Source organism: Parajatrophihabitans canadensis (assembly GCF_053764775.1).
In genome coordinates this window covers 957,814-980,301 of sequence record NZ_CM132445.1, presented here as the reverse complement: position 1 = coordinate 980,301, position 22,488 = coordinate 957,814, and the positions used below count along the sequence as shown (strand labels likewise).

The 22,488-nt window shown below is 62.2% G+C and carries 24 protein-coding genes and 1 pseudogene; 9 read left to right on the top strand and 16 right to left on the bottom strand.

The window, feature by feature from the left end; translation table 11 throughout:
* Positions 1-13: 13 nt before the first annotated feature.
* Positions 14-2,116: an acyltransferase family protein gene (locus ACSMXN_RS04745; RefSeq protein ID WP_022913432.1), complete on the bottom strand. Its 2,103-nt coding sequence runs from the start codon at positions 2,114-2,116 to the stop codon at positions 14-16.
* Complete coding sequence (locus tag ACSMXN_RS04740) at positions 2,113-2,313, bottom strand: hypothetical protein (protein ID WP_022913431.1); 201 nt, start codon at positions 2,311-2,313, stop codon at positions 2,113-2,115. Before ACSMXN_RS04740 ends, ACSMXN_RS04745 begins: the two co-directional genes overlap by 4 nt.
* A 142-nt stretch (positions 2,314-2,455) precedes the next feature.
* On the opposite strand from ACSMXN_RS04740, the gene ACSMXN_RS04735 reads away from it, so the two are divergent.
* Both ACSMXN_RS04735 and ACSMXN_RS04730 read left to right on the top strand, forming a co-directional pair.
* Entirely contained in the window at positions 2,456-3,469 is a 1,014-nt protein-coding gene (locus ACSMXN_RS04735) for a glycoside hydrolase (protein ID WP_022913430.1), read from the top strand.
* 186 nt (positions 3,470-3,655) lie between these two features.
* A complete protein-coding gene (locus tag ACSMXN_RS04730; protein WP_022913429.1) occupies positions 3,656-4,525 on the top strand; it encodes an LLM class F420-dependent oxidoreductase in 870 nt (289 codons plus the stop codon).
* A 3-nt stretch (positions 4,526-4,528) separates the two neighbouring features.
* Here the strand turns inward: ACSMXN_RS04730 and ACSMXN_RS04725 are convergent, their stop codons facing one another.
* The 4 genes from ACSMXN_RS04725 to ACSMXN_RS04710 all read right to left on the bottom strand — a co-directional run bounded on the left by ACSMXN_RS04725 (position 4,529) and on the right by ACSMXN_RS04710 (position 9,199).
* Positions 4,529-5,593, bottom strand: coding sequence for a TIGR03617 family F420-dependent LLM class oxidoreductase (locus ACSMXN_RS04725; protein ID WP_022913428.1), 1,065 nt, complete (start codon positions 5,591-5,593; stop codon positions 4,529-4,531).
* A 2-nt stretch (positions 5,594-5,595) separates the two neighbouring features.
* Entirely contained in the window at positions 5,596-6,477 is an 882-nt protein-coding gene (locus ACSMXN_RS04720; RefSeq protein WP_035943893.1) for an aldo/keto reductase, read from the bottom strand.
* 96 nt (positions 6,478-6,573) lie between these two features.
* On the bottom strand, positions 6,574-8,145 hold the full coding sequence (locus ACSMXN_RS04715; RefSeq protein WP_027139467.1) for an AMP-binding protein: 1,572 nt from the start codon (positions 8,143-8,145) through the stop codon (positions 6,574-6,576).
* A 199-nt stretch (positions 8,146-8,344) separates the two neighbouring features.
* The gene (locus ACSMXN_RS04710; protein WP_196811281.1) at positions 8,345-9,199 is read right to left on the bottom strand and encodes a MaoC/PaaZ C-terminal domain-containing protein; all 855 of its coding nucleotides are present in this window, start codon (positions 9,197-9,199) and stop codon (positions 8,345-8,347) included.
* 74 nt (positions 9,200-9,273) lie between these two features.
* Here ACSMXN_RS04710 and ACSMXN_RS04705 point away from each other — a divergent pair, with 74 nt between their 5' ends.
* Positions 9,274-10,140, top strand: coding sequence for an isocitrate lyase/PEP mutase family protein (locus ACSMXN_RS04705; RefSeq protein ID WP_022913424.1), 867 nt, complete (start codon positions 9,274-9,276; stop codon positions 10,138-10,140).
* A gap of 142 nt (positions 10,141-10,282) precedes the next feature.
* Positions 10,283-11,065, top strand: a complete 783-nt coding sequence (locus ACSMXN_RS04700; RefSeq protein WP_022913423.1) for an SDR family NAD(P)-dependent oxidoreductase — start codon at positions 10,283-10,285, stop codon at positions 11,063-11,065.
* Between the two features lie 59 nt (positions 11,066-11,124).
* Here ACSMXN_RS04700 and ACSMXN_RS04695 read toward each other — a convergent pair whose 3' ends face one another.
* Positions 11,125-11,421, bottom strand: a complete 297-nt coding sequence (locus tag ACSMXN_RS04695) for a YciI family protein (protein WP_022913422.1) — start codon at positions 11,419-11,421, stop codon at positions 11,125-11,127.
* 94 nt (positions 11,422-11,515) lie between these two features.
* Between ACSMXN_RS04695 and ACSMXN_RS04690 the strand changes: the two genes are divergently transcribed.
* The gene (locus ACSMXN_RS04690) at positions 11,516-11,908 is read left to right on the top strand and encodes a pyridoxamine 5'-phosphate oxidase family protein (protein WP_022913421.1); all 393 of its coding nucleotides are present in this window, start codon (positions 11,516-11,518) and stop codon (positions 11,906-11,908) included.
* A gap of 1 nt (position 11,909) precedes the next feature.
* Here the strand turns inward: ACSMXN_RS04690 and ACSMXN_RS04685 are convergent, their stop codons facing one another.
* Entirely contained in the window at positions 11,910-12,377 is a 468-nt protein-coding gene (locus ACSMXN_RS04685; RefSeq protein WP_027139466.1) for a nucleoside deaminase, read from the bottom strand.
* A gap of 38 nt (positions 12,378-12,415) precedes the next feature.
* On the bottom strand, positions 12,416-13,753 hold the full coding sequence (locus ACSMXN_RS04680) for an ATP-dependent 6-phosphofructokinase (protein WP_022913419.1): 1,338 nt from the start codon (positions 13,751-13,753) through the stop codon (positions 12,416-12,418).
* A 33-nt stretch (positions 13,754-13,786) separates the two neighbouring features.
* On the opposite strand from ACSMXN_RS04680, the gene ACSMXN_RS04675 reads away from it, so the two are divergent.
* Both ACSMXN_RS04675 and ACSMXN_RS04670 read left to right on the top strand, forming a co-directional pair.
* Positions 13,787-13,948 carry a hypothetical protein gene (locus ACSMXN_RS04675; RefSeq protein ID WP_155958378.1) on the top strand — a complete coding sequence of 54 codons (162 nt, stop codon included), beginning with the start codon at positions 13,787-13,789 and terminating at the stop codon, positions 13,946-13,948.
* Positions 13,949-13,969: 21 nt separating this feature from the next.
* Positions 13,970-14,494, top strand: a complete 525-nt coding sequence (locus ACSMXN_RS04670) for a hypothetical protein (protein ID WP_022913417.1) — start codon at positions 13,970-13,972, stop codon at positions 14,492-14,494.
* 18 nt (positions 14,495-14,512) lie between these two features.
* Here the strand turns inward: ACSMXN_RS04670 and ACSMXN_RS04665 are convergent, their stop codons facing one another.
* Entirely contained in the window at positions 14,513-15,934 is a 1,422-nt protein-coding gene (locus tag ACSMXN_RS04665; protein WP_022913416.1) for a DUF2252 domain-containing protein, read from the bottom strand.
* 127 nt (positions 15,935-16,061) lie between these two features.
* On the opposite strand from ACSMXN_RS04665, the gene ACSMXN_RS04660 reads away from it, so the two are divergent.
* Positions 16,062-16,706: an ion channel gene (locus ACSMXN_RS04660; RefSeq protein WP_022913415.1), complete on the top strand. Its 645-nt coding sequence runs from the start codon at positions 16,062-16,064 to the stop codon at positions 16,704-16,706.
* A gap of 65 nt (positions 16,707-16,771) precedes the next feature.
* Here the strand turns inward: ACSMXN_RS04660 and ACSMXN_RS04655 are convergent, their stop codons facing one another.
* The 4 genes and pseudogenes from ACSMXN_RS04655 to ACSMXN_RS04640 all read right to left on the bottom strand — a co-directional run bounded on the left by ACSMXN_RS04655 (position 16,772) and on the right by ACSMXN_RS04640 (position 18,678).
* A complete protein-coding gene (locus ACSMXN_RS04655; RefSeq protein ID WP_051148886.1) occupies positions 16,772-17,125 on the bottom strand; it encodes an SHOCT domain-containing protein in 354 nt (117 codons plus the stop codon).
* A gap of 206 nt (positions 17,126-17,331) precedes the next feature.
* Positions 17,332-18,234 (bottom strand): YhjD/YihY/BrkB family envelope integrity protein, encoded by a 903-nt coding sequence (locus ACSMXN_RS04650; protein WP_022913413.1) that lies wholly within the window; start codon positions 18,232-18,234, stop codon positions 17,332-17,334.
* A 143-nt stretch (positions 18,235-18,377) separates the two neighbouring features.
* A pseudogene (locus ACSMXN_RS04645) lies at positions 18,378-18,479 on the bottom strand (SHOCT domain-containing protein); the annotation flags it as partial.
* Positions 18,478-18,678 carry a DUF6325 family protein gene (locus ACSMXN_RS04640; protein WP_022913411.1) on the bottom strand — a complete coding sequence of 67 codons (201 nt, stop codon included), beginning with the start codon at positions 18,676-18,678 and terminating at the stop codon, positions 18,478-18,480. The gene ACSMXN_RS04640 and the pseudogene ACSMXN_RS04645, both read right to left, overlap by 2 nt.
* 328 nt (positions 18,679-19,006) lie before the next feature.
* Between ACSMXN_RS04640 and ACSMXN_RS04635 the strand changes: the two genes are divergently transcribed.
* Positions 19,007-21,217 carry an MMPL family transporter gene (locus tag ACSMXN_RS04635; protein WP_022913410.1) on the top strand — a complete coding sequence of 737 codons (2,211 nt, stop codon included), beginning with the start codon at positions 19,007-19,009 and terminating at the stop codon, positions 21,215-21,217.
* A 142-nt stretch (positions 21,218-21,359) separates the two neighbouring features.
* On the opposite strand, the gene ACSMXN_RS04630 is transcribed toward ACSMXN_RS04635, so the two are convergent.
* Positions 21,360-21,761, bottom strand: a complete 402-nt coding sequence (locus tag ACSMXN_RS04630) for a PIN-like domain-containing protein (RefSeq protein ID WP_022913409.1) — start codon at positions 21,759-21,761, stop codon at positions 21,360-21,362.
* A gap of 7 nt (positions 21,762-21,768) precedes the next feature.
* Complete coding sequence (locus ACSMXN_RS04625; RefSeq protein ID WP_022913408.1) at positions 21,769-22,473, bottom strand: DUF433 domain-containing protein; 705 nt, start codon at positions 22,471-22,473, stop codon at positions 21,769-21,771.
* Between the last annotated feature and the right edge of the window lie 15 nt (positions 22,474-22,488).

Below are 22,488 nucleotides of genomic sequence, written 5' to 3'. Positions count from 1 at the left end.
GGTCTCATCAGGCTCACCGAGCGCTGCTCAACAACGGCGCGATCAAGGGTTCGAGAAATTCGACATACTCCTTGCTGACATGGCTTTCGTCGCGATACACGAGGTAGTTACCGATGATCGGCGGGCAGCCGGTGGCAGAACACAGCCACGGCTGCGGATCGATGTAGGGGTAGCCCGCACCGGTGATTGCCGGTTGCATCGCCTTGTGCCGGTCCGGGTAGGTGTAGTCGTGTGAAAGGTCGGTCGTGCAGGGGCGCACATCGTCGATATGCGCCGATACACAATCCGATGTCGTCACCCGCGGGACCGGGGTGTCGCCCATGAACACGATCTTGGCGTGGGTTTCGTCCCGCAACGTGTTCAACGTCTGGAGCGTGGCGTTCGTCCATTCCTGGGGGGTGAACTTGTGATCGCCCTTGGTGTTCTCGGATTCACCCACGAAGATGATCGCGGGTTTGAGTGCAACGATGCGAGCGATCGTCTGCGTCCGCCAGGTATTGCACTCGGCGTAGTCGCGGTTCAGGCTCGGCGAGATGACGGTCAGGTTGGCGGCCGGGCAGGCGGACTTCGTCCAGTTGACGATCTTCCAGTGTTCCTGCTTGCCCGCCGCACCGAAGGCGGGCTCCCACTGCTCCATGTGGGAGTCGCCGAACAGCACTGCCGTTCTTGTCGCCGTCGTGTCACCAAACTCGCAAGCCGCCTGAGTGATCACCAGAAAGTCGAGGTGGCAACCGTTCTTCGAAGCATCCGGAGTATCGCCCGCCGCATGTTCGGGATTAGGCGTCAGGTTGCTCGGCGCGGCCGTCGTTGCCATCGCCGAACTGACATATTGCTTGACCGTGTCGAGAAACTTCGGCGCGGACTGGGTGGTGCCCGAGGCCAGCGTCACAGCTGCACCGTGCCCTTGCACTGACGGCAGGTTCATGAGCACGAGCGCGCCCACGCAGATGATCGCGCCGGAGATCACCACACCACCGAAGAGCCATTGCAGGGTGCCCATGGCGATCCTGCGGCCAGGTTCCTCAACGATGAAGAACGACAGCAAGGCTGCGATGATTGCCAATACGACGACGGTGCATCGGTTCACGACGGTCAGCGGGTGACCGAGGGCCATCGGCGCGATGATGAGCATCGGCCAGTGCCACAGGTACAGCGAGTACGACAACCGGCCGAAACACTGCAGCACCGGTTCGGAGAACACCCTTTCAATGCCACGGCGAGCGCCGCAACCTGCCGCAATGATGAGGGCGGCCGCACCAACCGGTACGGCGGCCGCCGAGCCGGGGTAGGCGGTGGCATCGCTGATCCAGAAGGCGGAGGCGATCATCACGATCAGACCCACCCAGCCGAGCAGGCCCGCGAGGCGAGCAGGCATCCGAGCCAACCGGTCTGCGCTGATCGCGACGAGCGCGCCGGTGGCGAGCTCCCACGCCCGCGTCTGCAACGAGAAGTACGCCCAGGACGAGTTACCCGCGGTCATGACGATCGACCAGTGAAAGGACAGGGCGGTAAGCGCCAGCAAGGCGACTGCTAGTAGCGGTCCGCGGATTCGGCGATGGGTGAAGCCGACGGTGATGATCAGGATTGGCCAGACGACATAGAACTGTTCTTCGACGCCGAGAGACCAGAAGTGCTGCAGCGGAGAGACCGCATCGCCCTGATGCAGGTACTGCGTGCCCTCGATGGCGAGCCGGTAGTTCAGGCCGTAGAACGTGGTGAAGAGACCATCGACGGTAATCGCGTGCACCTGCGTTGGTGGCGCCCAGATTCGCGCGGCAACAATCGTGGAGACGACAACGACGGCTGAGGCCGGAAGCAGTCGCTTGATCCGCCGCGAATAGAAGCCCGGCAGGGCTTTGAGACCGGTGACGCCAACCATCCGGGTGAGCTGCCGGGTGATGAGAAAGCCGGAGATCACGAAGAAGACGTCTACGCCGATATATCCGCCGCGAACCCCGAGATGCGCGTGATAGAGAACTACCGACAGCACGGCAAAGGCTCGGACGCCCTCGATATCTGGCCTGAACTTTCGGCTCAGAGGTGCATCTGGCGTGCGCTTGGGGCTGGGAGCGACAACATCGGCCGGCGGCTCGGGGCGCTGCAGTAACTGGGTCATGAGGATCGCACCCTGATGCTGAAGCGCTGGGTACCGAAGCTTCGGGTGCCGAAGAGGTGGGTGCCGGAGAGCTCGGAACGGCAGAACTGATAGAACAACATCTGCGTGGGTCCTCCGAAGTTGTCGGGTTCGGTGTTCGCTCCACGCTGCGGACGACGAAGCGATTCGTGTCCAGCAAGCCGGACGAGACTAAGCATGACCACTCTGTGTTACCGGAATCTAGGTGTCTTGTGTACGCAGAGTTACATCTAGACGCCAGAAAGCTCGATAAATCACCATTCAGTTGAAGTTTGTGTGTACCGGGCGTGATTGACTTAAAACTGCGATTACTCTCAGTAGGTGGCTAAACCTTCCCCTAAAGCTGTCGTCATCAGCGCGGTCGCAGCCCTGGCCGTGCTGATCGGGGCAGGTCTAGTGCTTTATCGGCCGAGCGGCACAAAATGTGAGGTCACCGAAGCGTCCAGCCCGACTTGTGGTAGTTGGTGGGGTTCTGCGCTACCCGATCTGCAATCGCAGCTCGTCACCGCGGTGGCCACTGAGGAACAAACGACCCAGCGGCGCTTGGACATCGTGCACACCTATCACCGCTGGTTCGACGTCTTCCCGACTGCGAGCGAGAAGACACTTGCCAGTCAGGGCCACCTTTTACTGCTCAATTGGGAACCGAACGACCGTATGAACACGCCGATGTCCTGGGCGAGCATTGCCGCAGGTAAGCAGGACGCCGTGATCGACGCCGAAGCCAAACGACTGGCCGCTCTCAAGACGCCCGTACTCGTCTCGTTCTCCCATGAACCAGAGCTGCAATTTCATCAGCATGGCAGTGCCGCCGATTTCGCGGCTGCCTTCCAGCATGTTGTCAAGCGATCACGGCAGAGCGGTGCCAGCAACGTCAAATGGGTCTGGGACATGATGGGGCTGTCCGATCCGGTCTGGCAGGCGCGCTACAAGCAGATGTGGCCGGGTGACAACGTTGTCGATTGGGTTGCGTGGGATCCATACAATTTCGCGTCCTGCCGGAACAAGCCCTGGCTGAGCTTCACTCAAACCATCAGCCCGTTCTACCAATGGCTGCAGAGCAATGGCTTCGGGGACAAGCCGTTCATGCTTGCCGAATACGGCACGATTGAACGTCCGGGCCAGCCGCAGGCGAAAGCAGACTGGCTCGCTTCGATACCTGACGCCCTAAAGAAGCTGCCGAATCTACGCGCACTGGTGTATTTCAACCTTCCCGCGCCGCCGGCGAACTGCGATTGGCAGATCACAACGTCGGCGACGGCGGGAACGGCCTTCACCGCCCTGGCCAAGAGCAAGCAATTCGGTTGGCCGGCCAAGCAATCGCCACTCAGCTAGTCCCCCAACTTTTTGCGAATCATGTAACTCTCGGCATCGATACGGTGCCGAGAGTTACACGATTCGGAAGATGCGGGGCGAAGAAGCCACGATAGGGTGAAATCGTTCGTCCGTGAAATCGTTCGTCCGGGCTCGCCCCGGGCACGCACGCCGGGCGCGCACCGAGGCCAATGAAGGAGCCGAATCGTGAAGCTTGGTCTACATGTCAGTGATTTCACCTGGCCCGACGGAACCGCGCAGCTCGGTCCGTCCCTCGCCCAGATCGCGAGCACCGCTGAAGATGTGGGCTTCGCCCGCCTGACGGTGATGGATCATTTCTGGCAGATCGCCCACATCGGCCCCAAGGAACACGAGATGCTCGAGGCTTACACCGCCTTGGGTTTCATCGCCGGCCATACGAAGACCATCGAGCTGTTCACCCTCGTCTCCGGAGTCACCTATCGTGCGCCCGGTCTGCTGGCGAAGGCCGTGACCACGCTGGATGTGTTGTCCGGCGGACGGGCGTGGCTCGGGCTCGGCGCAGGGTGGAACGAAGAGGAAGCCACCGGCCTCGGTCTCGGGTACGCACCGACCTCCGAGCGGTTCGAGAGGCTGGAGGAGGCTCTGCAGATCTGCCTCCAGATGTGGAGCGATGACGACGGCCCCTACAACGGCGTGCACTACCAGCTCGGCAGCACTCTGAACTCGCCGCAATCGCTATCTCGCCCGCACCCGCGCATCATGATCGGCGGCGGCGGCGAGAAGAAGACCCTCCGGTTGGTCGCGAAGTACGCCGATGCCTGCAACCTCTTCGGTGGTCCTGACGCGAGCCGGAAGCTCGATATCCTTCGCGAGCACTGCGAGCGCGAGGGCCGCGACTACAACGCGATCGAGAAGACCGCGACCACCTCGCTCAGTCTCGATTCCGACGGCGGAGTGAAGAAGCTCCTCGATCGGCTGCGTGAATTGCACGAACTCGGATTTGTGACTGCGCACGGTTCGGTAGCCAACGTTTCGAGCATCGCGCCGCTCGAGGTGATCGGGCGCGACGTGATCCCGGAGATCGCTACCTGGTAGCGGTCATCGCGACTGGATCTCTCGGACGCTGCGCGCAACCTCAATGGCGAAGTTCGGGTCGTCGGTGCCTCCTGAGCTGACAGCACACCGAGTGATCAGCTTGCCGAACCGGTCCACCAAGAGGCGGCCGATGGATCCGGGTTCGCCCACCACCGCAAAGGCATTCAGGACGTCATCGTCGATCAATCGGCCCATCTGCTGCCATTTGCCAGGGTCGTCGATCTTCGACAGTCGGTTGAGCTCATCGGCCAGCTCTGCCCAACCGTGCAGTTCAAGAACCGGTTTGTACGCAGGAGTCGAACCGTAGAACGCGATCCGCTCCCGGACCCGCATGGTGCACCGCGCGAACTCTTCTTCGGTTCGACCGGTAACCACGAACGGGCTATGGACGATCTCGAAACCGTCGCCGCCCGTCGCCTGCAATGGCACGTTGTCAGCGGTACCCTCAGCCCGCTGCCTGCCGCGTGCGAGTGCGGGCAACGTTACCTCCCGCAGGTAACGCTCGGTCGTGTAGCCGTGCACGAGCAACCCATCGGCGACGGCGCCGGCCGCCTCGGTCATCACCGTCCCGACGGCAGCCAAAAAGACTTTCGGCGCCGGGTACGTGACCTTCGGGACGAACATCGGCGTCATCAAGGTGTGGGTGTAGAAATCCCCACGAAAATCGAGCCGGTCGCCGGTCTGCCATGAGTGCCAGATCGCACGCATGGCCGAGATGTATTCGACCATCCGAGGAGCAGGTGCGCTCCACGGCATCGAGAAACGCCTTTCGATATGCGGCTTGATCTGACTGCCCAGGCCAAGGATCAGCCGTCCCTTCGAATAGTCCTGGACGGCGCTGCCCTGTTCGGCAAGAGTCATCGGCGAACGTCCGAAGGCAACGATGATGTTGGTGAGCAGGTCGACGCGCGAGGTCACCCCGGCGGCAACCGCGAGATGGAGAAGGGGATCTGACGTGGTCTCGCCGTAGGTGATGCCATCGAAACCAGTTTCTTCAGCGGCCCGTGCCAAGTCGGGAACAGCGGCCAGCGCCCCGTCGGGAACTGAGAGCGGTAGGTCAAGTTTCATGTTCAGGGCGCGGCAGGCACGTTGGTAGCGTTCAGCCGCTCGATGTCGGCATCACTCAGTTGGACCCAAGCTGCATCGACGTTGACGTCGAGGTGATCGATGCTCGAGGTGCCCGGAATCGGCAACATGACGGGCGATCGCTGCAACACCCAGGCCAGGGCAACCTGTTCGACTGTCGCGCCGTGCGAGGCCGCAACCTCGGCAACCGCCGCCTGTGCCGCGGTACCGACCACGATCGGCTGCCAGGGAATGAACGGGATTCCGTCCCGCTCGCAGACGGCTAGGACACCGTCAGAGTTCCGCTCGCCGGCGTTGTATTTGTTCTGCACGCTGACGACCTCGCAGAGCGAGCGCGCCACCGCCAACTGTTCGAGCGTGACGTTGGAAACTCCGATGTGACGAACCTTGCCCGCCTGCTGGAGCTCGACGAAGGCACCGACGGTGTCTTCGTACGGCACTGTGGGATCCGGCACGTGCACCTGGTAGAGATCGATGTGATCCAAGCCCAGGCGCGCGAGACTCTTATCGCATTGGGCTTTAATGTGATCGGGATTGCCCATGGGCGGCAGGCTGGTCTCGCCCGGGAGAAACTTGCGGGGCTCGAATCCGGCTTTGGTGGCGATCAGCAGCTCAGCTGCGTACGGCTTGAGGGCCTCGGCGATGATCTCTTCAGATTGGCCGTAGCCATAGATATCAGCGGTGTCGATGAACGTGACACCGCGCTCCACCACCCGTCGAACCAGGTCTCGAGCCACCTCACGATCTCGCACACCTTCGGCGTTGCGCGCGCCAGACACCCGCATCGCACCGAAACCCAGCCGACGGACGGTGAGATCGCCACCAATCGTGATCGTCCCGACCGTTGAATCCTGCAAGACCTTCATCGCCGCCACGGCGACCTCCTTTTATTCATTGCACCGACACCGTCATTGCACCGACACCGTCATTGCACCGACACCGTCATTGCGCCGGCACTGTCATCACGCCGACGGTGCCGGATCAAACGTGTCCCGAACTCGGCGCCGCAACAGTTTGCCGCTCGGCAACCGCGGTAGCTCATCGACGAAGATGATCTCGCGCGGACACTTGAAGGACGCCAGATGGCCACGGCAGTGCTCGATGAGTTGAGCGGCCAAGGCAGGACCGGTTTCGGCCCCGGGTTCGGCTTGCACCACCGCGAGGACGCGTTGGCCCATGTCCTCGTCTCGAACCCCGATCACCGCAGCGTCGAGGACCAACGGATGCAGTGTGAGGGCGTTCTCGATCTCCTGCGGATAGATGTTCACGCCGCCAGACAGGATCAGATCTACCCGCCGGTCGGAAAGGTAAAGGTAACCGTCGTCATCGAGATGGCCCACGTCTCCCAAGGTGCTCCACCCGCGATCGTTGAAGGCACCTGCGGTTTTCACCGGATCCTTGTGGTAGGCGAACGGAGCCGTGCCTGCGAACCAGATCGTGCCGACCTCGCCACTCGGCAGCTCGTGACCATCGTCATCGAGAATGTGGGTCTGTCCGAGCATCGATCGGCCTACTGACCCCGGATGTGCCAGCCAGTCGGTGGAATCGATCGCGAAATAACCGTTGCCCTCGCTACCGGCGTAGTACTCCCAGACAATCGGCCCGAACCAGTCGATGATGCGGCGCTTGACATCAACCGGGCAAGGCGCGGCCGCATGAATGACTGTCCGCAGGCTGCTGAGATCAAATCGATTCCGATCAGCTTCTGACAGCCGCAGCAGGCGATTCATCATCGTGGGCACGAACTGCACGTGGGTCACCCGGTAGCGTTCGATCAACTCCAGTGTCTGCAGTGCATCGAACTTCTCCATGACGACCGCAGTGCCGCCGATGCGTTGCGTCGCAGTCGACCAGCCGAGCGGCGCGGCGTGATACAGCGGCCCAGTTGAGAGATAGACCGTGTCCGATGCCAGGCCGTAGAGCTCGCGCATCAGCACGTCTATCGGTCCTACCAAGCCGAGCGGTTGCCGGACGGCTTCGCGCAGAATGCCCTTCGGGAAGCCGGTGGTGCCGGAGGAGTAAAACATCGCGAAGCCTTGCCACAGCTCGGGCATCGGGGTCTCCGACAGGTCGCCGAGCTTGGCAAGTTCGGCCTCCGCACTAACGATGTCGATACCCGCGGCGGTCGCTTCGGCCGGAGTAACCAGATCGTCACCCCCGAACAGCATGATCTTCAGACCAGGGACGGCAGCACCAATGGTCTGCACGAGATCACGGTGGGCGGCCGAGGCGATCAGCACCCGAGCATCGCAGTCAGCGACCACGTAACTGGCCTCTTCAGCTGTCAGGTGCCAGTTGATCGGCGTGAAGTACAGCCCGGTTCGCTGAGCAGCCCACACGACAGGAAACAAGTCCGCTTCATTGCTGAAGAGAACGGCGATGTGGTCGCCGAATCCGAGCCCCCACGCCGCCAGCAATCGCGACATGTCATCGGTGCGCCGGCGCAGGGTGGCGAAGTCCATCTCCACGCCGCTGGTCCCGATCACGAGCGCCAGCTTGTCGCCGGGGGCCTCGCCTCCCAACGGTTGGCTCAACAGGGCACCTCCACTATCGACGGGCAAGACAAAACAACGCGCGCGGCGCGTACCGCTTGATGATGGCCGACCGCGGTCAGGGCGTCCACGAGCAGTGACCAGGGTTTCACCGTCGCGGCTCAGAGTGCTGCTCAATTCGGGTTGCAGCTCGCTCCGTGATGCAGCTCGCTCCGCGATGCGGCTCGCTCCGTGATGCAGTTCAGCTCGGACGCAGGTCGGCTCGACCGTGCTTGATCACCGCGACTCCGCCGGAGGTGGCCTCGAACGCGATCACCCGGCCGCCGTCATCGGCCCTGCCCGCGTCGTACACCTCGACGGTGAGGTTCGCATTCGCCAGAACTGGGGCTGACATCCGACAGGCAAGGCGTCGCAGCCGGTCCGGGTCGCCGTCGGCGGCAAGTTTCACGACCGCGCCGCTGCACATCGCCATCGTGCAGAGGCCCTGGAGAATTCGCCCCGGGAAACCCTCAGCGCGAGCCGCTTCGCCGTCCACCGCATGAGCGACGTGATCGCCGGAGACGCCAGCGTAGCGATAGACCTGATCTGCACTGAGCTCGAACTCGTGGCTGCCGATCAAGTTCGCACGAGCTTCTGACGGAAACGCATGACCGGCCAGATCAGGCCCTGACTCGGCGTTCACGGTGCCGCCGAGGTGCACGTTCGACCAGAAGTGCTCCACCACCGGGACACCATTCGCATCGGTCACAACGGCCTTTTGGGTGACGACAACGCCGGGCCGGGTCTGCCGCACGCTGTACGTCGTGGTGTTCCATCGCAGCGTCGCGCCAGGTTCGATCGCCTTGAGAAAATACACATCCTGCTCGCCATGGACGGCATGCCGCGCGCCGGTGATCGCGCCTGACTCGATCAAGCGTTGCCCACCGAGCACGCTCGCGAGCCGGATCATGGCTCCGGTGTACAGCGGCGGTACGGCCGAGCCATCGAGGCAGGCATGGTTGGGATCGTTGGTCGCCAGGGCGAAGGCGACCGCGGCGTCCGGGTCGACCCTCGCCTCGTGGCCGTCGAAGGTCGTCCCCAGCCACTCGGTGGTCATGTTCATAACGTCAATCTCTCATGAATCGAAATAAGGTGTCAGTTACGTTCGACTAGGGAGAGGAAACGCATCCCATGCTCAGCCCGAGCCAGGTATTCAGATCGCTCATCGCTCAGAACTCCCCGTTCATCGTAGGAGACTGCTACAGCGCGGTAACTGCCCGTGTGGTTCAGCACGTCGGCTTCGAGGCCGCCTACATGGGTGGTCATGCCACCGGAATCAACCACTACGCCATCCCCGACCTCGGCGTGCTCACGCCGACCGAAATGATCGATCAGGCCGGCCGAGTGGCTGAAGCGATCAGCATCCCGCTCATCGTGGATGCCGACCAGGCCGGAGAGGCGGTCGGCGATGTGTACCGCACGATCCGTCGCTTTCAGCGCGTCGGCGTAGCTGGCGTACACATCGAGGACAACCTGACTCCGAAGCACACGACCTTCGACAGCCCACTGATGTCGATCAAGGACATGCAGGCCCGGATCGGCGCAGCCGTCGATGCGAAGGTGGACCCGGACTTCGTGCTGATCGCTCGATCGGACGAATTTCACACCGTCGTGGGAGCGGGCGGTGGTTCGCTGGAGGAGACCATTCGGCGTGGAATCGCCTATGCCGAAGCGGGCGCCGACGTGTTTCTGCCGACCTCGGCCCCGGACGAGGTCGTTGCTCGCATTGCCGCCGAGGTACCGATCCCGACCGCCATCTTCGGTCCACTGGTCAACGGCGCAGCCTTCAGCCTGTACACCGGCTGGGGTGCGGCCTCAGCCGTCCGCGCCCACTATCAGTGGGCCAGCCACCTCCGCGAATACGGTGTGCTTCCAGCAGAAGCGTTCGAGATGCCGGAGAAGGACGAATTGATCGATCAGGCGATTTACGACGCCATCGTCACCACCTGGGCCGAGCGCACCGGACGTCCGACCAGGCCACGACTGCGTTCCGAGTAGTCAGAATTTCTGACCAATTTCTGACCAATTGATGGCCAGCGCTGGATCACGAAGTTCGGCAGCGCTGTGATGAGCTCGTCATGCACCGAGCGCTCGGTGCATGAGAGAGTGGCCAGAAAGTACTCACTGAGGAGACCTAGACATGATCATCGATGGCGCAGTAGCTCTCATCGCCGGTGGCGGCGGCGGGTTCGGTGCAGCGACCGCACGGCGGCTGCACGCTGCCGGGGCGAGCGTTGTGGTGTGCGATTTCGACAAGGACAAGGGCCAAGCAGTTGCGGACGACCTTGGTGAGCGGGCGTTGTTCGTCCACACCGACGTCACCGACGAGGCCAGCGTCCAGGCTGCGATCGACCAGGCCGTAACGCTTGGCCCACTCCGGATCACGGTCGTCGCGCACGGCGGCATGGGTGGCGGCGGACGCACCCTGGACCGCGATAGCAATGCCGTCGCCCAGAAGGACTTTGTCGGCGTCGTCAACATCTTTCTCAATGCCACCTATAACGTGGACCGTCTTGCGGCGGCGGCCATCGCCAAGACCGAACCCCTTGAGGACGGTGAGCGCGGCGTCATCATCAACACCGCCTCCATCGCCGGTTACGAGGGCACGATCGGCCAAGCTGCATACGGCGCAGCCAAGGGTGGCATCATCGGCCTGACGTTGCCGATGGCGCGCGACCTGTCCCCGGTCGGTATTCGGGTCGTGACGATCGCTCCGGGTACCTTCCTTACGCCCGCGTTCCGCAACGCGGACCCGGTCGAACTCGATGCGATGTGGGGCGCGGCCGTACCGTTCCCGAAGCGGATGGGTCGCCCGAAGGAATACGCCCAGCTCGCACAGGCGATCTGCGAGAACGTCTACCTCAACGGCGAGATCATCCGCCTCGACGGTGCGTTGCGGTTCACGCCTCGCGGAGCACGCTGACCCGAGATCCAGTCTGCCCATCGGTCATGGTCCTGGCACGTCGCCGGGACCATGACCGATCAGTCTTTGCGCAACAACGAAACCCGGAATGGCCGGAGCTCGGCCCGAAGGTAGCCACCCTCGACGACCGGATCGGCCGCGACGATCTGCTGTGCTGCATGTTCATCAGGCGCCTCGAAGACGGCGATGCCGGTATTGATCTCACCCAGCGTCGGACCGGCCAGAATCAGCGTCCCCTGTTCCAGAAGCTGCTGCAGGTGTTCGAAGTGGCGGCTGAAGGCGCGCCCCTCCTCGTCCGTCATCGTAGCGGCGAAGTTGTCCCGGGGCGGATGTAGAAAATAGATCCATTGAGCCACGGCGCCAGTATCGTCGCGACGCCGCCCGCGCGCCAGCGGCCCGCATTTCGCCAATAGTGCTGCTATCTCCGTCGGCGCTACCTAGAATCGCGCTATGGCTATCACCGATGAGAAGTTCGTGTCTGTCTCGACGTTCCGCAAATCTGGTGCTGAAGTGACGACGACGACTTGGATCATCCCGCTCGACGGCGGCAAGGTCGGCTTCTGGACGTCTTCGGCGAGCGGTAAGGCGAAGCGGCTGCGCAACGATCCGCGACTGACGATTCAGCCCAGCGATTCGCGGGGCCGGACCAAGCCCGGCAGTGAGCAGATGACGGGCACCGCGACCCTCGCCGATTCTGGTCCGGAGTTCGACGAGGTACAAGCCAAGATCAGAGCGAAGTACGGGATGATGGTTCCGATTTCGCGAATGTTCAACAAGATTGGCCATATTGGTAAAGGCAGTTTTCCGTATGGCGACCTGGCCGTCGTGGTGACCGTGGACTGAGCTAGTCGACCCCGATGTCTTCGTTCCACAGCTCGGGGTTAGCGGTGATGAAATCGGTCATCATCGCGATGCATTCGGCATCATCGAGCACCACGACCTCGACGCCGTTCTCAGCGAGCCAGTCGTGGCCGCCATAGAAGGTCTGTGCCTCACCGATAACGACACGCGAAATGCCGAACTGTCGAATCAGCCCGCTGCAGTACCAGCAGGGTGACAGCGTGGTCACCATCGTCGTGCCTCGATAGCTGCGTTGCCGGCCGGCGTTGCGAAAGGCCGCGGTCTCGCCATGAAGCGACGGATCATGGTCCTGGATGCGCCGGTTGTGACCGCGTCCGAGAACGGTGCCATCGGCCGAGATCAGCGCACCGCCGATGGGGATTCCGCCTTCGGCCAGTCCGAGCTTGGCCTCCGCAACCGCGACACTCAGCCAGGCGCCTGGAGCAAAGCTCGCGTCGAGATCATGGCTCATGTTGCCGATCATATGCGTCGATTCCTCCACAGCTGGCCTCATGCGAACCGTTCCGGTTGGCCGGTCGCCTCAAGCACCGACATCCACAAATCACCGTTGGGGTCCACTTCGTTGCGGCTGCCGGTAGCGAGCGAGATCGGCAGGTGGATGAAGCGTCCATGCCAGCGGCCGACCACCATCGCTGTCCTGCCGGCCAGCGCAGCATGTACGGCGGTCTGAGCAAGTCGCGCGCAATACACCGCGTCATAGGCGTTTGCGGGCACGCTGCGAATTGCGTAGCCGGGATCGACGTATCTCAGACTCAGCTCCATACCCACCTGTCGAAAGTCATGGGCGATCCGATCACGGAGCAATTGTCCGATGTCAGCCAGGCGCACGTTGCCTGAGGCATCTCGAGAGTCATCGCGTTGCAAGAGGTGTTGTCCGGCGCCTTCGGCAACTACGACCACCGCATGTCCCTGCACATCCACCCGGTTGCGCAGACTCGCTAGAAGTCCACCATTTCCCTCGAGTTTGAAATGAACTTCAGGAATCAGGACGAAGTCGGCATCATGATTTGCCAGTGCTGCGTAACACGCGATGAAGCCTGAATGCCTACCCATCAGCTTTACCAGGCCGACGCCATTGGGCGTTGAACTCGCCTCGGTATGCGCGGCCCGAATGGACTCCGCGGCGCGAGAGAATGCGGTCTGAAAGCCAAAACTGTGATCTATGAACGGAATGTCGTTGTCGATCGTCTTCGGAACTCCGATGACAGCCAGGTCCAATCCGCGAGACTCCGCTTCGTCGGCTATCTTCTGTGCGCCCCTCAGGGTGCCGTCACCGCCGATCACGAACAGCACCGAGATTGCGTGCCGTTCGAGGGTGTCGACCATTTGCTCAGAACTCTGATCGCCTCGGGAGGTGCCCAGAATGCTCCCGCCTCGACCATGGATCTCGGCCACACTCTTCGGCGTGAGCCGTGTCGGGTCCTCAGCCGCCGCCAACCCCCGAAAGCCGTTGGTAAACCCGACAACGTCGGCGACCCCGTAGCGTTGACAGAGCTCCAGCACCAAGCCGCGGATGACATTGTTCATGCCCGGGCAAAGACCGCCGCACGTCACGATGGCGACACGCAGCGCCGTTGGCTCGAAATACACGAACTCCCTTGGTCCGCCGGGCTCGAACGATGGCAGCTCGCCGGCCGGAACATTTCGTGCGACCGCCGTTGCGACAGTGTCGTCCAGCAACACCCGATCACTTTCATGAACATAGTGAATCGATGAGCCGCGAGCACGCAGCATGGCCGCCAGCGGCGAGGTCAGTTTCGCCTCGCCAACACGACGGATGCTGAGATCGGCCGCAGAGATCGCCGACTGATCGCCTGTAGTGACCACTCAATGAGCCTCGACCAACCAGATTTCGGTTGTGTGACATGGACCGAACAGGAAGCGACTGCTGCCGAGGTGAGACGTCGAGTCGTCCTGCCCCGCCCAGATCGGACGGGGCAGGACGACTTTGCCATCGAACTTCGCTTCCAAACCGGGCGTGGCAGTGACAGGCTGGACCTCACCTACCCGGAAGGCGAATGAGGCAATGAACAGAGCGCGGCAATGAACAAGGCAATGCTGGCCGTATTGAACGACAGCGAACGGCTGCTCGTCGCGGAGACCGCGTCAGATGCCCTTGCCCAGCTGGACGAAGACGCCACCGTGGCATTGCACGAACGGATCCGTAGGGCCCGCGGAAAGTTCGTCGGCCTCTACCGCCGAGGAGCGAGTGCCAAGGTGGCCGAGCAGGGCGGGCGCGGAATGGCTCGGCCGAAAAACACCACCGCAGCCACCAAAGCCGAGGTGTTCGAGGACGCCTTGGCGCGGGTAAGCGCCCGGCTGGCCGTGCTGGCCCGAGCAACTGCCGCCGAGTTGCGATCCGAACGCATCGCGGCAGCTCGCACGGCAAAGGCGGGGCAGACTTCGGGTAGTGCTACCGCTGGCGGCAAGCAGGCTCGTGGGGGTCGTGCCGGTGTCGCTGCGAACCCCGATGCGAAGGCGAGCTTGCGCACACCGGCGAGTGAGAAGCGGCGGGCAAGCACACAGGCCTCAGGGGCCCGACGTCAAGCCAAACGTGACAGCCGCTGAGTCGGGACTGGCCAAAGATCAGACGCCTTCAATCGCTTCGAGCGCGCCCGACCGGATGGCCTTGGTGAAAGCTTCATAGTCCTTCTCGTTCTGATCCGCATAGCGCTGTGAGAAGTCGGCTATCCCTCGATCGAATCGGTCACTCTTACCTAGGTAAGCGGCAATCGCGATCGGGTCACCGGAACGTGCGTGCGCGCGGGCCAGAGTCCAACCGCATGCTTGGGCGTAGAGCGTCAAACCAGAGGGAATCATGGCCTCGACGACGGCCGAGCCCTTCATATCGCGCAGCTGACGCCAGTAGAAGTGGCGGTTGACATCGGCACCGACAGTCCAGCCCAGGAAGATATCGCTCGCAGCCTGCATGATTCGCTGTCCAATCACGACGCGCTGCCCGTGATTTGCATATTGGCTCTTGGGCAGATGATCCTCGAGCACCGAGGGCGAGGCTTCTTTGACCTGCAGAAAGAGCGGATCGTACTCGTCGCGCCCCTGCAGCAGCCCTATGAACGCGCGCGTTCCAACGCTGCCGACACCGACCACCTTGCGCGCGACATCGACAAGCTCGAAGCGTTCGAGGAGTTGCCGCCGATCCTCAGGCAACGTCTCGCGATAGGCCCGCAATTGGTTACGCACGAGCTCCTCGATGTGTTCTGCTGAGCCGAACTGTTCGCTCAGCTCGCGTGCCGGGATCACGACCGGTGGTTGACTGACGATCCGATACTGACCGTCAACCATTTCGGCAAGTTTGGACAGCGCCTGCAAGCTGTCGCGGGTGTGCGCTTTGTCGATCTGCTTCTGCGCAGACCGCAGGAGCTGCTTTCGATCCTGCTTGCGGCCTCGATCACGCCCGCCGCCGATGAGCGCGAGCAACTGGTCCGCCGACATACCCGCGTACCAGGTGTCGAGAACCCCCATCGAGGCGAATTCCAACATCGTCTCGCGGTAGGTCGAAGCGCAGGTCAACGTCGCCGTCCGACTGTCCGCCTTGCTGAAGCCGTTGTTGCGGGCGGCAATTGTGAAGCTCGCCGCCAGACGTTTGACGTCGTATTCGAAGGGCCCGGGCAGCGTCTCGTCGAAGTCGTTCAGATCGAAGACCAGTTCTCGTTCAGGCGAAGCGAAGCCCCCGAAGTTCGAAAGATGCGCATCGCCGCACAGTTGGACGGTAAGACCGGCTGTCGGTGTGCCGTTGAGGTCCGAGGCCATGATCTTGGCCGAGCCTCGATAGAAAGTGAACGGCGAAGCCATCATTCGCCCATGCCGCACAGGTACCAGGTCCTCTTCGCGGGTGGCATCTTGCGCCGTGAGCAACGCGATCGGATCGGCCCGATCAGGTGACGGTCGCCATCCGGCATGGGCGTCCGGGGCGGCATTGGTGCGCGCCTGTTTGCCCGCGGCGCGGCGTTCGTCCACGCTTGGGTGCTCTACCTTGGTCGCGGTCATCAGCGCCCCCAATCACGGTCGTCAGGTTGTCTGAGGCTGGAGTTCATCCTCATCCCGTGGCCGGTACGAGGGCATCATCCCGGCGGGATGACCCGACTGACATCGCGCGGCGGTAATTTACTGAGTTGTGACGTCGCTTCCGGTCGCACTGCGGCGTGGCACGGATCGCTACGACGTGCTGCTGATCCTTGTAGCCAGCGTCTTCTTCGTCGCGCCGTTCGAGGGTCAGTTGATCCGGGTATTCATTGTCGCTCTGCTGGTCTTGATTTTCCTGTTCGCCTTGTGGACTGCCGGCGTGCCGCGACGCCTGTTCGTTATGTCCGGCGCGCTGTCGACCATCGCAATGGCTGCCGGAATCCTGGCCGAGTTCGGTGCCGGCGCTGGCCCGCGAGCGGTATTCGCCGGGACAAGCGTCGTGCTTTGCGCGTTAACGATCGCAGCAATCGTGGTTCGGTTGACGCCGCGATTGCGGGTGACTAGCCGAACGCTAGCTGCTTCGGTGTCCATTTATTTGCTGTTAGGGATGCTTTTCGCCTATGTCTACTCGCTTATTGGGACGGTTCGCGATGGGGGATTCTTCGCCCAGCCGGGGCCCCACGACGCCGTCTCATACCTCTATTACAGCTTCGTCACTCTGGCCACGGTCGGTTTCGGCGACCTGACGTCGAACAACGACAGCGGGCGAATGCTGACCGTGCTTGAGGCGCTGAGTGGCCAGTTGTATCTCGTGACAGTTGTTGCCGTGGTCGTCAGCAATCGCGGGCGAAAGTAAACCCTTAGTGTGCCGCGTCCGGCTCACCCCGACAGCCAGGCCGGGATGAGCTGGAGCGGAAATGCTCAGGAAAGGATCTTTGCCTTCTGAGCATTGAATTCCTCTTCGGTTAGTACGCCCTGATCGCGGAGTGTGCCGAGCTTGGTGAGCTCGTCGGTAGTACTCGAGCTGCTGACCGCCGCCTGCTGGACGTAACTGCGAAATGCGTCCTCGCTCGCGCGCTGTTGTTCCGCATCGCGCTCGTGCATCTTCGTGCCGCGAGCGATCAGATACACAAGTACGCCTAGGAAAGGCAGGATTAATACGAACAATGACCAGCCGGCTTTGCCCCACCCATTGAGGTCAGAACTGCGGAAGATGTCGGTCACAATCCGAATCAGCAGGAACAACCACATGATCCAGAGAAAGAACCACAGCATCGTCCAGAACAGGTTGAGCAAGGGATAGTCTTGCTCAGCCAGGATTACCTGATGGTTGGACACGAGTTGTTCCCTTCGTTAGTGGGCGTCACGACCTGTCGATCGCAGGGTTCGCTCGTCCAGCGAATTGGCACAGCACGCGATCGCTCACATTTAATACCCTGTCGTCGCCGCATTGGCCATGCCTCGCCCAAGGAGCATGACTTTTAGCGCTGCCTACCCGTTCGATAATCGAGCACGACTACATTCACGAGCGCGGCCGAAACTATGAGCTGGCCGATCAGCAGCAGCCAGAGCAGCATCACCGAGGCAATGCCGAGCGAGCCGTACATGGCCGACGAATGCGCGAAGCGAGCTGGCAGATATAACCGACCCACGGTGTTCATGATGGCCAGCCCGAAGCCGAGCAGCAACGACCCGGGAATGAGGTCGGTCCATCGTTCGCGCCGGTCCGGCAGCCGCAACGAGAGGTAGAGCCAGACTGCACTGACGGCGGCGCCCTGCAACACAATCGCCAGCACTACGCCGCCTGGCCCGAGCTTGGAGAGTTGGTGCACTCCGGCCGCGAAGGCGAACACCAGAATCCAGGCGCCCGCGAAGATCAGCGTAGAGACCAGCACTTGCTTCTGACGCGGCTTCGGAACGGGCGCAGCCCAGGCGTGGGCGTTGACGACGGTCAGATTCCGCATCATCGTACGGGTGGCCCACAGAAACAGGATCGAGCCGGTGATGACCGCCACGACCCATGACTTGTGCGCGCCGTCGAGCGCGGTGACCACCTGCTGGCTGGCCGCGCCGGTTAGGCCGGCGGTCTTGCTGGCAGATTCGACATCGCCGGTCTTTCCATGCGCCACCGCAGCCACGACCCCGGCGAGGAGCAGGGCGAGCGGAAGCAGCCAGAGGAATAATCGAAAGGCCGCAGCGCTCGCGAGCAGGACGCCTTGACGTGCGGTGTATCGGGCCAGAAAGGCCAGGGGTAGACCGAGCAGCGGCTGAGTCTGCGCCCGCTTCTGGTACCTGTCAGCGGCCTGTTCGGCCCTGCCACGCCAACGATCGAGACGGCCGAGTTCGTCGTCGTCCGACGCTGACTCGTCCGTCAATTCAGTCACAACGCCCTCGGTCGATAGCTAGGACTCGTCCTCCCACCATAATCGCCGCCGCGACGCCGTAACCCGGGTGACAGCAGCCGTAACCAGGGCACCATGCGTACCGATCACGCTCGAGCGGCCGTTACGGTGGTGCAAGAGCGTTATCAGCCGGCGAGAACTTTGGCCTTCTCCGCCGCGAATTCGTCCTCGGTCAAGATGCCTTGGTCCTTCAGCGCGCCAAGCTCCTTGAGCTTGGAGATCTTGTCATCGGTCCTCCGCCTGTACAACGACTAACGCACCATCAATGCCCTTTTGCACAAACGACATGACGATGATGCGCACGACGCCGCTGTCAGCCAACTCGGCCAGTGCAGGCGCGACATCGCCGTTGAATCGGTTGCCGTCGACGAGAATCACGGCAACGTCCACTGGGCCCACGTCGTCGGACTGCAGACTCGTTGACATGCCTACCCCAAGTCGTCGGACCCGCCTGCACTGAGCCTCGGGCTGGAGACGAAAGCATCCAAAGCGCACGTTGGCACAGCGGTACCGACCATGTCTCATTCGGCGTCTCATTCGGCACGAATGATCCCGGCAGGCGACCCCTGAGTCAGCATTTGCGCAGGCACCAGCGAACCGGGCCACCATTCAGGATGAAGCTAATTTGCATAGATTTGATGGGCCAATGTGCGACTACTGACTCGTCACCGCGCAACGCTCAGCGGCCAACCGGCCGCCGGCCCGGCCTATTGTTGACCATGAGCACGGGGACCGGGAGCAACGGAGATCCGCCATGTCGAGCTACCTGTACCGCCTCGCTACCGTCGCGTTCCGGCACCGGCGAGTAGTTCTGGCCCTGTGGCTGGCCGCAGCTATCGCCGCCATCGCGATAGCCCAGATCAGCGGCGGCAAGACGAATGACAACTTCACCATCCCCGGTACCGAGGCTCAGAACGCCTCGGATGTCCTGACGGAGAAGCTTCCTGCCTTCAGCGGTGGCCAGACAACCATCGTCTTCGCCACGGTCAACGGCACCGGAAAGGTCACCGATCCGACTCGAATGGCCGCGATCCAGGCGGCCATGTCACAGCTGAAGTCGGTGCCACAAGTCTCTTCGTCCATTGATCCCTTTCAAGCAAAGCTGGTATCTCAAAACGGCGAGGTCGCGCTCGGCCAGGTGCAGTGGTCTGCCAAGCCCACCGACGTGAAGGATTCAAGCCTGGATGCGGTCAAAGCGGCGATGGCGCCCGTGCAGGCGACGGGCGTTCAGGTCGAGTACAACGGCAGTGTCTACCCCGGTTGGCAGGTCGCGATCTCAGAGCTGCCCGAGCTGATTGGGCTGGTCATCGCCTTCGTGATCCTGATGATCACGTTTGGTGCCTTCGCTGCCGCTGGCATGCCCATCCTCGGCGCGATCGTCGGTGTAGTCACCACTCTGATGGGAATCACGGCCGTTGCCTCCGTGGTGACGATCGCCTCCGCCTCGACCACGGTCGCGTTGATGCTCGGCCTATCGTGCGGTATCGACTACGGCCTGTTCATCCTGTCCAGGCACCGAACCAACCTGCTCAACGGCCTCAGCCCGGAAGAGTCGGTACCACTGGCCATGGGTACGGCCGGCAGCTCAGTCGTGTTCGCAGCGCTCACTGTGATCATCGCGCTCTGTGGTCTCACCGTGGTCGGCATCCCCTTCCTGTCCGTCATGGGCTTGGCCGCCGCGGCCTCCGTCGCCGTGGCGCTACTGATTGCGCTGACACTGCTGCCGGCAATGCTTGGGTTCGCCGGTACAAAGGTTGAACAGTTCACTCGGTTGCCCTTCATCGGTGCGCGCGCGGAGCGGGTCGCTCGCCGCTCCGCCGCTGATCCGGACAGCCCCGCTGGCGCCACCTGGGCTCGGTTCGTGGTCCGCCATCGGGTTGTCGTACTCATCGGCGGTGTCCTACTGCTGGGCGTACTCGCACTTCCGGCGCTCAAGATCCAGCTCGGGCTGCCTAGCGGCGGCTCACAGGCCAAGGACACTACCCAACGCAAGGCTTACGACCTCACGACCGAAGGCTTCGGGCCGGGCTTCAATGGGCCGCTACTCATCGTCGCGCAGAACATCGACAGCCAGGCGAGCACTCAGCAAATCGTTTCTGCCCTGACCAAACTGCCCGATGTCGCGCAGGTGAGCCCGGTGGCCCTGCAGAATGACATCGCCCTTATCCAGGTGATTCCGCAGTCTGGCCCAAACGACTCAGCGACCGCAGATCTCGTTCACACGATTCGCGACAACCGCGGTGTCGTCGAGGGCCAAACCGGCGCGCACATACTCGTTGGTGGAACGACGGCGTCCAACATCGACGTCTCATCGAAGCTGTCGTCCGCACTTCCGGTCTTCCTGGTCGTCGTCATAGGTTTAGCCTTCATCCTGCTGACATTCGCATTCCGAACGATCCTGGTGCCGATCAAATCGATCCTCGGCTTCCTGCTTTCGATGTCCGCAGCGCTCGGTCTCCAGGTCGCGCTGTTCCAGTGGGGTTGGGGAAAGCACATCTTCGGTATCACCCCGTCGGAGACGATCAGCTTCCTTCCGATCATCATGTTGGCCATCATCTTCGGCCTCTCCAGTGACTACGAGGTATTCGTCGTATCGCGGATCAAGGAGGAATACACCAAGCACGGCCACGCGCAGCGGGCCGTGCAGCGAGGCACAGCCTTGTCAGCCCGTGTCGTAACCGCGGCGGCTCTGATCATGTTCTTCATCTTCGTAGCCTTCATGTTCACCGATGACCCGACGATCAAGGTGATCGGCTTCAGCTTCGCGGCGGGCGTGTTCCTCGACGCGTTCGTCGTGCGCCTGACCCTCGTGCCGGCTGTAATGGCGATCGTTCGATCAAAGCTTTGGTATCACCCGCAGTGGTTCTCGAAGTACATTCCGAATCCGGATATCGAAGGGCAGCGTCTCGAGCAGAAGCTCGCTGATGGCGAACTCGCAACCGCTGGCGCAGCAAGCGAATCCTGAATTCCAGCCCACTCTTGGCTCACCGGTGGAAACGTCGACACCGGCGTTCGCGTTAGTACTGAACACCAATTGCACTGGCTGCTACTAGTCGCGATGCACGCGCGACTTCGGGCCGCGATGTGTTAGCCGTTGTTTGCACAGGTTAAAGGACGTCAAGCCGAACAATTCCGCGAAGCCGAACCGAGTACAAGAACGGACCGGGGATCGCGCTCGCTTCGACTATTGCCCGCCAGTTCGTGAGGTAACGGTGGGCCATTTCTGCGAAGCCGATGTTCCCGTCGGACAGACAGAAGCATCGCGCCCGGCTGCTGATGATCGCCTCTTTCTCTGCCGGACGACGCCGGATCCGAGCATCCTTCATGAACAGAATCCAGTCTTCTTGAGAGGCGTCTGTGATCCAGGTTGGATCATTGACATCCTCGTCAAGTGGACGACCGTAGTGTTCGGCAAGGGTCACCAACTTTATGCCGCCAGCACGCAGCAGCTCCGGGACCTTGATACGGCCCAGGCTCCGATCGATGAATACGAAGGGCTCCTCGGGCACGTCGGGACTACGCAGCCGCCCGCGACGCAACGCGCAACGCGTCTTCGAGCTGAGCCTCAGGTATGCCGTACTCGTGCGCCACGGTGCGCAGCGATTCGCCGGCCCAGAACGCACCAAGTACGTCCTCTAGGCGCGCACCTCCGCGCTCGAATGTTGGCTGCCCGAACCCACGCTTCGGAGTCACGACAACCTCGGCGCTCTCGTAGCTCGGCAGCCGGATGGCCTCGGCGTACCCGTCTGACGCGAAGTCGATCCGCTTGAGGTATTGCTGGACGATGTCTGTGAACACGTGCTGGCCATTGCGCACCACCACGAGCCGCATCACTGCGGCGCTGTCTTCGGAGTCCTGGCCGAAGTCGTATAGCACCTCAGCGCCGTCTGTGTAGAGCCGCTTCGACGCTAAGACGTAGTCGAGACCAAACTCATCCTTCAAGCGATCGAGCGCCGGGCGGACGCGTTGGAGCGGAACGCCCGACCTGCGAATGCCCGCCAACACCAAACCCTCCGCAAGACCTACGAATGGAATAACTGGGTCACCCTTAGCCTGACCAGCGATCGTTGTCACGATTGCGTCGCCCTGGACCTCGTTGCGATCCGACGACCGACGCTTGTACCCCTTGGCCCAAGAGCGGAAGGTCGAGTCGCTCACACCGAGGTAACGCGACGCCTCAGCAACGCTGTAAAGCGGAGTACCGAACCTATCCACTGTCACTGCGCTTACCCCCTG